General features: G+C 62.5%; 11 protein-coding genes and 2 pseudogenes. 2 read left to right on the top strand and 11 right to left on the bottom strand.

Going from position 1 to position 12,135, the window contains the following annotated elements; translation table 11 throughout:
* Window positions 1–57 precede the first annotated feature (57 nt).
* The 3 genes and pseudogenes from AC3WW4_RS16125 to istA all read right to left on the bottom strand — a co-directional run bounded on the left by AC3WW4_RS16125 (window position 58) and on the right by istA (window position 3,282).
* Window positions 58–540, bottom strand: a complete 483-nt coding sequence (locus AC3WW4_RS16125) for a GreA/GreB family elongation factor (protein WP_488829785.1) — start codon at window positions 538–540, stop codon at window positions 58–60.
* Window positions 541–928: 388 nt separating this feature from the next.
* On the bottom strand, window positions 929–1,759 hold the full coding sequence (istB, locus tag AC3WW4_RS16130) for an IS21-like element helper ATPase IstB (protein ID WP_488829459.1): 831 nt from the start codon (window positions 1,757–1,759) through the stop codon (window positions 929–931).
* Window positions 1,749–3,282, bottom strand: a pseudogene (gene istA, locus AC3WW4_RS16135) (IS21 family transposase). The gene istB and the pseudogene istA overlap by 11 nt, the downstream one beginning before the upstream one ends.
* A gap of 146 nt (window positions 3,283–3,428) precedes the next feature.
* Here istA and AC3WW4_RS16140 point away from each other — a divergent pair.
* Entirely contained in the window at window positions 3,429–4,019 is a 591-nt protein-coding gene (locus AC3WW4_RS16140; protein WP_488829460.1) for a lipocalin family protein, read from the top strand.
* Between the two features lie 10 nt (window positions 4,020–4,029).
* On the opposite strand, the gene AC3WW4_RS16145 is transcribed toward AC3WW4_RS16140, so the two are convergent.
* Complete coding sequence (locus tag AC3WW4_RS16145) at window positions 4,030–5,178, bottom strand: HPP family protein (protein ID WP_488829461.1); 1,149 nt, start codon at window positions 5,176–5,178, stop codon at window positions 4,030–4,032.
* Window positions 5,179–5,345: 167 nt separating this feature from the next.
* On the opposite strand from AC3WW4_RS16145, the gene norR reads away from it, so the two are divergent.
* Complete coding sequence (gene norR, locus AC3WW4_RS16150) at window positions 5,346–6,956, top strand: nitric oxide reductase transcriptional regulator NorR (protein WP_488829462.1); 1,611 nt, start codon at window positions 5,346–5,348, stop codon at window positions 6,954–6,956.
* Here norR and AC3WW4_RS16155 read toward each other — a convergent pair.
* The 7 genes and pseudogenes from AC3WW4_RS16155 to AC3WW4_RS16185 all read right to left on the bottom strand — a co-directional run.
* Window positions 6,948–7,514: a hypothetical protein gene (locus tag AC3WW4_RS16155; protein WP_488829463.1), complete on the bottom strand. Its 567-nt coding sequence runs from the start codon at window positions 7,512–7,514 to the stop codon at window positions 6,948–6,950. The genes norR and AC3WW4_RS16155 overlap by 9 nt on opposite strands.
* A gap of 50 nt (window positions 7,515–7,564) precedes the next feature.
* Window positions 7,565–8,173 (bottom strand): SCO family protein, encoded by a 609-nt coding sequence (locus AC3WW4_RS16160; RefSeq protein ID WP_488829464.1) that lies wholly within the window; start codon window positions 8,171–8,173, stop codon window positions 7,565–7,567.
* Between the two features lie 83 nt (window positions 8,174–8,256).
* Window positions 8,257–8,859, bottom strand: a complete 603-nt coding sequence (locus tag AC3WW4_RS16165; protein WP_488829465.1) for a c-type cytochrome — start codon at window positions 8,857–8,859, stop codon at window positions 8,257–8,259.
* Window positions 8,856–9,464: a cbb3-type cytochrome c oxidase subunit II gene (locus AC3WW4_RS16170; protein ID WP_488829466.1), complete on the bottom strand. Its 609-nt coding sequence runs from the start codon at window positions 9,462–9,464 to the stop codon at window positions 8,856–8,858. The genes AC3WW4_RS16165 and AC3WW4_RS16170 overlap by 4 nt, the downstream gene beginning before the upstream one ends.
* The gene (locus AC3WW4_RS16175; RefSeq protein ID WP_488829467.1) at window positions 9,461–11,107 is read right to left on the bottom strand and encodes a cbb3-type cytochrome c oxidase subunit I; all 1,647 of its coding nucleotides are present in this window, start codon (window positions 11,105–11,107) and stop codon (window positions 9,461–9,463) included. Before AC3WW4_RS16175 ends, AC3WW4_RS16170 begins: the two co-directional genes overlap by 4 nt.
* Before the next feature lie 155 nt (window positions 11,108–11,262).
* Entirely contained in the window at window positions 11,263–11,592 is a 330-nt protein-coding gene (locus tag AC3WW4_RS16180) for an aminotransferase class III-fold pyridoxal phosphate-dependent enzyme (protein ID WP_488829468.1), read from the bottom strand.
* Between the two features lie 168 nt (window positions 11,593–11,760).
* Window positions 11,761–11,925, bottom strand: a pseudogene (locus AC3WW4_RS16185) (ATP-binding protein); the annotation flags it as partial.
* Window positions 11,926–12,135: the final 210 nt, after the last annotated feature.

Consider the following 12,135-nt stretch of genomic DNA (forward strand, 5'->3'; position numbering starts at 1 on the left):
TCCCAGTGCGGGGACGAACTCTGCATAGCTCGCCAGGAGTTGTGACTTGCTTGCGGCTTAATGAACCCGCAGCACCTCAAACTGCTGTCGGCTTGGAGCGACCTGTATCGACACCTCATCACCCTCGCATTTACCCAGCATGGCCCTGCCCAAAGGGGATGCGCTGCTGATGACCTGAACGAGCTGAGTGCCGCTGACCAACTTCATGCTGCCCCCATCCGGGCCGAGAAAGATCTGTTGCTGCTTGTCGTCGGAATCGACCAGACAGACCAGCGCGCCGAGCTGTATGCCTTTGCTGGCGTCGTAGGGGCGCGGGCGGAATTGGCGCCAATGGGCCATCGCCTGGCGGATGGCTTCAGCGCGACGAGCTTGGCCGGTGGCCAGGTAGGCGGCTTCGAGTCCCAATGTGTCGTATTTGTTTTCGGCGATGTTTTCTTCGTGAGTCGCCGTTTCATGGGCCGCCCGCGCTGCCTGTTCGGCTTGCAGCAGATCTTCGGCGAGCCTCTCCAGCACCTGCTGCTGCAGCAAGAATTTATCCATGATGAAAGGTGGGCATCTCAAACAAGCGGGGGGCAGGTTTTGATTATGAAGGGCTCCACCAGCCTTCGACGCTTCTGTGGGTTGCGGGTCAACTTCAGCCATGGGGCGGTTGCTGCCGGCCAATGAGTGCAGTGCGAAGGTTCGCGACCAGCCTGAATCAGTCACAGCAGCACAAGCCGAAGGCCCCCTCTGCAGCGGTTGCGGACAATCACCTTCGAACCACCACAGTCTACTTTCGTTTAAAAAGCAGAATTAGGAACAGGGGTCAGCCGCATGTGCCCGTCAGCAAGGGGTTCGTGGCGATGGAGGGCCAATTTGCCTGTCGATGTTGCCTAGCTGTTGAATCACGAGCAAAACTGAGCCAGGCGTCACGTCCAAAACTGAGCCACTAGGTTGACGAAGAAATGGACTGCTCGGATGTGGATAAGTCTACTGTCTGGTCTGCTCCTTTGGGTGTTTTGATGCGGTTGGACTTGCTGGCGGCCGGTTGTGCCGTCGAGTGCCTGAATCGCCAGCTCTGATTGCCGGTCTCGACGATGTGGCAGTGATGGGTGAGCCGGTCCAGTAGCGCCGTGGTCATCTTGGCGTCGCCAAACACGCTGGCCCACTCCGAGAACGACAGGTTGGTGGTGACGACCACGCTGGTGCGCTCGTACAGCTTGGACAGCAGGTGGAACAGCAAGGCGCCACCGGCCTGACTGAAGGGTAGATAGCCCATCTCGTCGAGGATGACGAGATCGACGTACATGAGCCGATGCGCCAGTTGCCCGGCCTTGCCCAGTGCTTTCTCGGACTCCAGCATGTTGACCAGCTCCACTGTGGAGAAGAAGCGCACCCGCTTGCCATGTGCACGGATGGCGTGAATGCCAAGGCTGGTGGCCAGGTGAGTCTTGCCGGTACCCGGTCCACCCACGAACACCACGTTGTGGGCTGAGTCGATGAACTTGAGCTCGTGCAGCTGACGCACCAGCGCTTCGTCCACTTGGGCCTGATCGAAGGCGAAGCCCGCCAGGTCTCGGTGGTGAGGAAATCGGGCTGCCCGCATCTGATAGGCCATGGAGCGCACTTCACGATGTGCGCCCTCGGCCTTGATGAGCTGATGCACCAGGGCTTCGTGGTCGAGCGATTTGAGCCGGGCGATGCCCAGCAGTTCCGGCCAGGCACTGGCCATGCCGTGCAGACTCAAACCCTTGAGGGCTGCAGTGATGTCATTGGACATGGTCACCCTCCTGGATCTGGCGCAGGCGGTCATAGCGCGACACGTCGGCCTGAGGCGGCTCCTGCAACGTCAGTGAAGGCAAGGCGGTTTCGGGCAGGCTGTGCACAGCTTCGGGCTCCTTGAGCCGGGCCAGCACGTTGAGCACATGGTCGGCGCTCACGCGGCCGGATTGCAGCGCCAACTCCACGGCCACCAGCACGTCATCGAGCCCGTGCAGGGTGTGATGGCCATGAGCACCTGGGCCATCACCCGGTCGCCGCCAGGGTGGCGAAGCAGGTGCGCTTGCAGATGCTGCAAGGGCTCGGGCATGGTCTTGAAGGGGGCGCCGTTGCGCAAAGCGCCGGGCTTGCGTTCGAGCAAGCTGACGTAGTGCCGCCAGTCGTACAAGGTCTGCCCGCGCTCGAAGCAGCGCGGCAGGATGACAGGCAGCTCCGGTTCATCGGCGCTGGGCCCGACCACTACCAAGTGGTCAGGATAGGCCCGCACACTGACACTGGTGTGGGCCCACTCGCACGGCACGCTGTAGCGATTGCGCTGGTAGTGGATCAGCGAGGTGGCCGTCACACGAGCCATCTGCTCGACATAGCCGTCGAAGGCGGCTGGGTTGGGCATCAGGTGCGTTTGCTCTTGCTGCCAGACGTCGGCGATGGTCAACTCTGGCCACTCGGGGTGAGGCAGCTCATGCCAGGCGTCCAGGCAAGCCTGGTGCAGCCACGCATTGAGGCTCTCCAGGTCGGGCCAGCGGCGTTCCGCTGCCTCCATCCAGATGCCACGACGGCGATCCTGCACGTTCTTCTCGACGATACCTTCTCCCAGCCTGCGGCCCGGTTGCAGAACTCTGGCTCGAACAGGTAGTGACCCGTCATGGCCTCGAAGCGCGCATTGACGGTGCGGCTCTTGCCCTGACCAACCTTGTCGACGGCGGTCTTCATGTTGTCGTAGATGCCCCGGCGCGGCACGCCACCAAAAGCCGCAAAGGCCCGGGCATGGGCGTCGAACAACATCTCGTGGGCCTGGCTGAAGTAGGCGGTGAGCATGAAGGCCCGACTGGCCGCCAGCTTGGTGTGCGAAGCCTCCAGGCGTTTGCGCAGGCCGCCCACGAACAGGTACTCGCAGCTCCAGTCGAACTGGAAGGCCTCGCCCATCTCGAAACTCATGGGCACGAAAGCCATGCGCGTGGGCGCATCGGACTGCGCCTGCTGCCAGCGCTTGGCGAACTCATAGACCGGGCCTCGGCTGCCAGGGTAGCCCATGGCCTGCAGTGCCCGGAACATGGCCTTGATGCCACGGCGCTCGCGCTTGTTGCGGTGGCTGTCGGCCTTCAGCCAGTTAGCCAGCTGTTCTTTGTACGGATCCACAACGCTGGGGATGGTCGCCCGCTTGGGGTATCGGGGCTCGACCATCTCATCGGCTTGAAGCCACTTGGTGGCTGTGTTGCGAGAGATGCCCAGCCTGCGGCTGGCTTCGCGCACGCTCAGGTGGTCGCGGTGGACCATGCGGCGCAATTTGCTCAATGTGCTCACGTTGATCACTCCTGCACCCCACTGCTGCAAAAAACAGCAGGGTAGGTGGATAACGTGGCTCAAAATTGGGCGTGACGGATGCCCTTTAGTGGCTCAGTTTTGCTCGTGATTCAACAGCGCCAAGACGCTGCCCAGCCGGAGCACCCATGATCGCATTGTCTGCTTTGAAAGCGCCGTTGATGGGCGCCTTGCTCGGCCTTGGTGCCCTGGCCGCCGTGGCCGCCGAGGCCACACCCGCGGCCCCTGAACAGCCCCGCCATGGCGAGCTGAGCACAATTGCATCCCTGGATGTGCCACGCTACATGGGCACCTGGTTCGAGATTGCCAAGTACCCCACGTGGTTTCAGAAAAAATGCACCGGCGGGGGCACGACCGCCGAATACCGTCAACAAGCGGATGGCACAGTGCAGGTCATCAACCGCTGCCGACTCGAGAGCGGGGTCATGAGCGAGGCCATGGCCACGGCCAGGCAGGTGGGCTCGGCCACGTCCCCCAAACTGAAGGTGCGCTTCGCGCCCGCGTGGCTCTCGTTTCTGCCTTTCGTGTGGGGCAACTACTGGGTGATCGACCTGGATGAGGCGTATCAACTGGTGGCGGTGAGCGAGCCGAGTCAGGAGTACCTGTGGATCCTCGCGAGAACCCCGCAGGTGGACCCGACCGCCTACAACGCCCTGCTGGCCAGACTCGCCCAAAAGGGATTCGATGTGAGCAAGCTCGAACCCACGCGACAGGACTGACAGGCCTGGTTCACGATGTCGCGACCGCGGGGAGGTGAAACAAGGCCGCAACCAGATCCGATTGCGTCACCATGCCCACCACCTTCCGCTCCGCGTCAACCACGGGCATGTGGTGCAGTCCACCGTCCGAGAAGGCGGAGACCAGATCCGCGATCGGTTGATCAGGAAAGACGGCCACGACCGAGGTCGTCATGATCTCGCTCACGAGCCTTCCTGGCACGATCTTTCTCAAGGCCCGATCTGTAGGGCTGAGAAAGAAGTCATGCAGGGACACGATGCCGACCAGTTGCTGGAACTCATTGACGACTGGCAGTGCTTTGACTTTGTGCCGCGAAAGGCGGGTCCAGACTTCTTCCACACTGCAGGTGGCGCTGACCGTGACGACGTCACGGGACATGATGTCATCGCAGCGCACGGTCGCCCATTGGCGACGCTGTGCTTGCAGGTTCGCACGGAGCACAATGTCCTCCAGATCGTCGCGCTCAATGTCCAGCAGCTCGCCGAACGATGCCAGCGCGGCGTCCAGGTCTTGCGCCTGAACCCCCACGCGTTGACTTGGCAGGGGATCGCTGGTGTGGTGGGGTGATGTCGGCGATGGTGAGGGGCGATGGGGATACCGCCTACCGGCGAGGTTGTTCAGCAACAGCGCCATCAGCACCAGAACCATGGAGTTCAGCCCGACCTGCGTCAGCGCGAACTCGTACCCCAGCTCATGCGTCGGGACGCCACCCTGCGCGGCCATCAACGCGAACGCACCACCGGGAGGATGCAGGCACCTCAGCGCACACATCGCCGTGATCGCCATGGCTGCGGCCAGGGCGGCGCACCATCCCACGTCACCAAAGCACTGGTGGATGAACACGCCGATCAGCGCGGACAGCACGTTGCCACCGATCACCGCCCAGGGCTGCGCCATCGGGCTCACGGGCAGCATGAACAGCAGCACCGCCGAAGCCCCCATCGGGGGCATGAACCAAGGCGAACTGGCCCCCAGCCAATGACGGCTGACCCACTCTGTGCATGACAAGCCGACAGCGGCGCTGATCATGCCCAAGACAAGCGCTTGCCGGCCTGCGGGCACAGAGGGAGCGGGCAGCCAGTGCTGCAAACGCAGGAGCAAGAAAATTCGGATCTGGTCTGTTCTGGATACGTGATGCATGCGGGTGAGATCTGAATGAGCGGGGCACAAGCCATGCGGTTGTCCGCAGTGATGCATTGCAATGCACATGCCATAACCCTTCGTTTGTCATATCAAACACTTGCAGCACACAATGTCGAACTGACCTATCTTGAATTCGATTCAATATGACTCGAACACCCGTCAAAATGACAACAGCGCTGTGGTTGAGTACCTTGGTGGCATTGGTGGGGGACTTGCCGCAGGAGATCCCCGAGCGAGAGCGATATCGACGCTTGTTGCAAGCGGCACGCGCGCTGTTTTCCTGCGATGCCGTGGCTTTGCTCAAGCTGGATGGCGAGGTGCTGTTGCCCCTGGCCACTGAGGGGTTGAGCAGCGACACCCTGGGGCGTCGCTTCAAGGTCGCGGATCACCCGCGTTTTCAATGGCTGCTGGCCAGCGGGCAAGCCAAACGCTTTGACGCTGACAGCGCATTGCCCGATCCTTATGACGGCCTGATCGAGGGAGATCAGGCACACCACGAGGTTCATGACGGCATGGGATGCGTGCTGCAGGTGGAGGGACGGATTTGGGGTCTGTTGACCCTCGCGTCTCTGGAGCGCGGGCGATTCAGCGACGCGCATCTCGCGCTGTTGCAGTCGTTTGCCAACCTCGCGTCGGCCACAGTGGGGGCGGTGATGCGCATCAACCGATTGGCGACGCTGTTGCAGACCGAGCGCACCCGTGCGGAGTCCTACAAACGTGCAGCCGGGCAACCCGAGCGCGAACTGATCGGACAGAGTGCCGCCTTCAAGCAGTTGCTCAAGGAGATTGCCCTGGTCGGGCCCAGTGAGCTGACGGTGTTGATCACGGGCGAGACGGGTGTGGGCAAGGAGTTGGTCGCCCAAGCCTTGCATGCCCGATCTGGCCGAGCGGATCGCCCCTTGATCAGCTTGAACTGTGCTGCCTTGCCTGACACGCTGGTGGAGAGCGAGCTATTTGGGCACGTGCGCGGCGCATTCACCGGGGCCGTCAGTGAGCGTCAGGGCAAGTTCGAACTGGCCGATGGGGGCACCCTGTTCCTCGACGAGATCGGCGAACTGCCGTTGGCCGCTCAGGCCAAGTTGCTGCGTGTGCTGCAAAGTGGACAGCTACAACGTTTGGGGTCAGACCGTGAGCATCGGGCTGACGTGCGCCTGATTGTGGCGACGAACCGTGACCTGGCTGCCGAGGTGCGCGCAGGTCGTTTGCGAGCGGACATCTACCATCGGCTCAGCGTCTACCCCTTGGCAGTGCCCGCCTTGAGAGAGCGTGGACGGGACATCCTCTTGCTCAGCGGTTTCTTTTTGGAGGAGAACCGCGTGCGCCTGCACCTTGGCGGGTTGCGACTTGACCCCGATGCGCAGGCCGCCTTGCTTGCCTACGACTGGCCCGGCAATGTGCGTGAGCTGGAACACCTGATCGGGCGAAGCGTGTTGCGTGCCCTGGGTCGCCATCCGACACGACCGCGCATTCTGACCTTGACCGCCGAGGACATGGGACTGCAGGAAGGCGGGACCCCGTCGACGAGCGTGTCCAGCCTACCGTCTCATGCAGCGATGCCGGGCGCCGTCTCATCCACCCCCGCCCCGCAGTTGGGGCTGAGGCAGGCGGTGGAGGCATTCGAGCGAGATCTGGTGCAGGCCACGTTGGTTCAGCATGCGCACAACTGGGCCAGTGCAGCGAGGGCCCTGCAGATGGACCGGGCCAACCTGACACGTCTGGCCAAACGCCACGGTCTTTACGACAAGCGGGCGCAGCGCGCGCGGCACTCAAGTTGAGCCGTGCGCGCCGTGGGCGCTCCCGCAGCGACGGGTTTGCCGCCACGCAAGCACGCCCAGCGCCAGGGACATCAGCACCAAGCCGATGCCCGTGTGACGCTGGTCATCGATCAGGTAGTTCACGCACAAGCGTGCGGGCGTATCCCAATACAGCATGCCTGCGGTCGCGCTCATCCAGGCCAGGTTACCGATGAAGAACCACAGCACCTCAGGTGCCATCCGCTGCCAACTGTGACAGAGCCACCCGCCCACCCACCACCAACTGAGGTACTTGGTCGCCGCCATCCACGGAGACATGAGGGTGGCATCAAGGGCCAGGGGCAGCATCCAGAAAATGGCAACGCAACTGGTGGCGGTGGCACCGAGCCACCCATGGGGATCCAGCCATGTCAGGACGCGCACGGGACCTGCACCCCATGGCGTCACCCGCATGGAGCGCCAGGCAAGCCACCCTGAAGCGAGCAACATGGGGAACTCCAGCAGCATGTGCAGGGACATCCGGCTTTCCACCAGATGCCGAACCGTGGGCCAGCACAGCGCCAGCGGTGCGACGAGCATCAGGCTGCCTCCCACACCCCGCACGCCTTGTGCCCACCGGTTCCCGCCCGTCACAACGCGCCCCCCTTGGCACCGCTCGCGAAGCGGTAAGCGGCATTCAAGGCATCGCGCCACTGCCCCGGCTCATACAGGCCAAGCAGACGCCCATGAGCGTTCAGCACATGGATGGCACCGTTGTGCACGAAGCCATCCTGGCCGTCGGGTATCACCACCACGCCCAAGGACCGCAACAAGGCCGTCGCATCGTCCTGCGACGCGGGAACGCCTACTTGCCACCATTGTGGATCGGCATGCATCTGCGCCGCGTACGTACTCAGGCCAGGCACGTCGTCCCCAGCCACATCAAAGGACATCGACACCAATCGCACCCGTTTCGATGAGGGGTCCGTCGATGCTCGCAGGGCGCTTTGCATTTGCTGAAACTCGCTACCCAGGGCGCGGCAGACCGTGGGGCAGCGCGTGTAGATGAAGTCCACCAGATAGATGCGAGCGTTCGCATCCGAGCGGACGTGTGGCCATGGCCAAGATGGCGTGAACCCCTTCACGCTCACCTTTTGAGCCTGCATGGCCCCCTCAGCAATCTGTTGCTGCCGCCAGTCTTCAAATGTCCAGACGGTCAAACCCCGCGTCAGGCGCCAGACACCGCAGGTGAACAGCATCAGCAACACCAGGCAGAGGAGCCCACTGTGGCGTCTACGTTGGTCAACGCCTGCGGCGTGGGAGGGCCCGCTTGCAAGGAGGCTCATGGCGCAAGCTTCAGCTGATTCAGCTCCGCCTCACCGTGATAGGCCTCGGTGCGAGTGGCCGTGGCTTTGCGAACACGCGCCACGACATCGACGCCGATGGGCGCGGCCTGGTTGCCCCAACTCTTGCGAATATGGGTCAGGACGGCAGACATCTCGGCATCGGACAGTTGTGCCGCAAAACTGGGCATGACGCCTGAGTAGACCTTACCCTTGACCGTCAGCTGCCCCTGGATGCCGTGCAGCACGGCGGCGGCCAGGGTTTGACTGTCTCCCCGGACCCACTCCGAGCCGGCCAAAGGCGGGAATACGCCAGGCAGGCCTGCACCGCTCGCCTGATGGCACGCTGCGCATCGCGCACTGAAGATGCCGCCGCCATCGATGCTCCCGGCGGCATCGCCAGACGGCCCTTGCAGCTCGGCAACCGTGCGGCCGTCGCCCCATTCTGGCGGCGCATTGATGGTGGTGCGCCACAGGTACACGATGCCGAACAGCAGCAGCGCGATCACCAAAGCAGCCACGTACCATGGCAAGGCCCCGTCGTTCTCGTGAGGCTCCTCATGCTCGCGTTGTTGAGGTGAGGACGGTGGAAGCTGGTTCATGGCTGGGCTCCCTTCTGAGCCACAGTGGGAGAGACGGGATAGCTGCGATCGAGCGACTGCAAGTAGCGCACGAGGTCCAGCGCCTCGGGTCGCGCCACAACCACCTTGCCGGGCGGACTTTGTCCTGGGGGGAGTTGCACCTGAACATCGCCCGCGGCAACTTGATCGCTGGTCTTGAGTTCAAACAAGAACGGGTAGCTGGGCATGATGCTGCCCGGCACGTATGCGCGAGGCTGATACAGATGCCCCAGATGCCACTGTTCGCTGGGCTGGCGCACCCCGATGTTCATCAGATCCGGGCCTGTGCGCATGGTGCCCAGCAGGTGTGGGCGGTCATAGACGTAATCTGCCGCTACGGTGGCGCGGCCCCAGCCGCGGGCCAGATCGGGCCCGAAGCCCTGGGCACGCGGCTGCTGGGTGTGGCAATAGACGCATCCGTTGGCAATGTAGACGTCCCTGCCGCGCAACTGGGCGCTGGTGTAGGGCTTGAGCCCCTCGGCAGGCGCGATGTTTCGCACTTGAAGATAAGGCACCACCACCAAGGCACTCGTCGACAGGCTGAGCATGACCATGGCCCCTGTCAGCAGCTTGAACTCGCTTTTCATCGTGCCCCTCCTTTGTTCCACTGAACCGAGAGGACGGCAGCCCCCTGTCGCTGCGGACCGCGTTGAAGCACCAGGGAGATGAAATGCCATGCGAACACCAGATGGCTGAGCACCATGAGCCCCCCCCCTACGCTGCGGCCACGCAGATAAGGCAAGGTGATGGCCACCGACGCCATGAACGGCTGCTTGGCATCCAACATGGCCAACCCTTGCAGCCAGCCGCCCACCGTCAGACTGAGGAAGTAGATGGCAATGCCAATGAAGGCCAACCAGAAATGCGCCGAGATCAGCCGTGGATACGGCCACTCACGCGTGGTGACGCGTGGCAGCACGAAGTACATCGCCCCAAAGAAGACGAAGCTGACGAAACCATACAAGCCCAGGTGCGCATGCCCCACGGTGTAATGGGTGAAGTGCGTCACGGCGTTCATGCTGCGCAAGGCCTCAAACGAGCCTTGGATGGAGCTGGCCGTGTACATCAGCCCCCCCACCCCAATGAAGCGCAAGGTGGGTGAGTGGCGCAAGGCACCCAGATGTCCTTGCAGTGTCTGGTACTGGTTCACCGTGAAGGCGAGCACGGGAATGATCATCATCATGCTCTGGACGATCGACAGGGTGACCATCCACTGTGGAACCGGGCCGCCAATCAGATGGTGCCCACCGACCTGTCCATAGAAGAACGCCAGCCCCCAAAAGCCTAACAAGGACAGGTTGTAGGACTGGATCGGACGGCCGATCACCTTGGGCAGGAAGTAGTAGACCGACGCCAGTGCCAAAGGGGTGTAGAACAGCCCCAGCACGTTGTGGCCGAACCACCAGTTCACGGCGGCTTGTTGCACACCCTGGTGCAGCCCCGGAATCTTGGCGACGATGAACAAGACCGGCAACCAGAACAGCGCACAGGCCATGTACCAGACCGAAACATACAGATGCGCCACGCGTCGGTTCACCAAGGTGTAGATCAAAGGCATGGCCATCAAGGCGCCGCCTGCGGCGAACAGCATGTCGATCTGCCAGGGAATCTCCAGCCATTCCATGCCATCACTGATGCCCACAGCGACGCTGCCCAGCCCGGCGATCAGGGCGGCGTTCCACAGCATGGCGCCAACCAGCGCGTAACGCGCCCCCATGAGGGGCCGATTCAGCAAGCGTGGAATCACGAACATGGCGATGCCCAAGCCCGCCATGGGCGCCCACCCATAGGCCACGGCATTGAGATGCAAGGTGCGGATGCGCCCAAATGTCAGCCACGCTTGCTGCGTCAGCCAATCGGGTTCATGCAGTTTGACCGAGGCGGTCAGGCCAGCCGCAGAGGCGACCAGCAACCAGACCACGGCGCAACAAAAGAGCAACAGCACCAGGGGCGCCGTTGAGGCATCGGCCTGCGCCCGATCACGCAACGCCTGCGCATCCGCGTGCGATGCCGTCTGCCCCTTGACCGCGTTCATCGCTGACTGCAACTGCCCCTGCTGCTCAAGCGAGGCGGCGGGCTCCTCGACTTGACCGATCTCGCCAGAGGCAAAGATGATTTCTGCACCGCTGGCGCGACGGTCAAACAAGCCGTGGCTTTGCGACCAGATGAAAACCAGGAGCGCGACAAACGACAACACAAACGCCGACAAAAGTATGAAAGCCGTATCCACAGCAAAGAGCCCTCAGAGCCATAACCAAGACAAATGAACCACGCTGCTTCAGCGCAACTCGCGTGCCAACGGACTCTTGATGTGAATCAATAACTTACCTTTGATGGCGTCACAATGACTCCGATGAAAATGGAGTCGTTGTGACGCGCAGCATGTCAATACGACTCTATGCTCTGATGGCGTTGCTGGCTGAGAAGCTCGTCTAGAATGTTCAAGCCGGTCTGTATCTCCTGCGCCGTGCTGTTGAGCCGAGGCATGAAGCGCAAGCAGTGCGGCCGCGCGGCGTTCACCAGCAAGCCCTGTGCGCGGCAAGCCTGCACCACCTCGCCGGCGTTGTCGCTGCCCAGTTCCAGCGCCCACAACAAGCCGGCGCCTCGCACCTCGCCCAAGCCGTGCTGCCGCGACAGTTGCAGCAGCCCGTCTTGCAACTGCAGGCCCCGCTCACGCACCTGTGTCAGAAACTCCGGCTGTCCGCGCCGATCCAAATCTGAGCCACCGTGCCGATCCAATATTGAGCCAGGTCTGGTAGCCGACCAAAGGGTCGGTCAGCTGTGGATAAGTGTAGAGCCTGGCCTTGGTTTTGAGTCTTCCGGCCGGCTTGGTTGAACATCAAGGGGGAAGCCGCGCAGCGGCTTCCCCCTTCGCTTTGAGCTTCAGGCCTTGCCCTCTGCTGCAGCCTGCATCCGATACTGCTCTCGTGCCTTGATGCGCCTCTTGGCCGTGCTGGAGCTGTGCAGGAACCGATGTGACTCGTTGCCCGTCTCCAGGATGTGGCAGTGATGCGTGAGCCGGTCCAGCAGTGCCGTTGTCATCTTGGCGCACGCCCTGCAGCTCCACTTTGAGCTGCAGCACCTTGACGTTTTTGGTGGATGACCCGACGAGCTTGAGCGAGGGCCTGTTCGATGAGGTGACCATGGCTCACATGGTGCCGATGGTCTGGGGGGCTCATGCCGCCTGGCGTTGCTCTGCCGTGGCCTGTTGCGGTGGGCACAGCCGCCCACTCATCATGAGTCTGATTTGGTTCAGTC

The sequence above is a fragment of the Aquabacterium sp. TM01 genome (genome assembly GCF_057808345.1).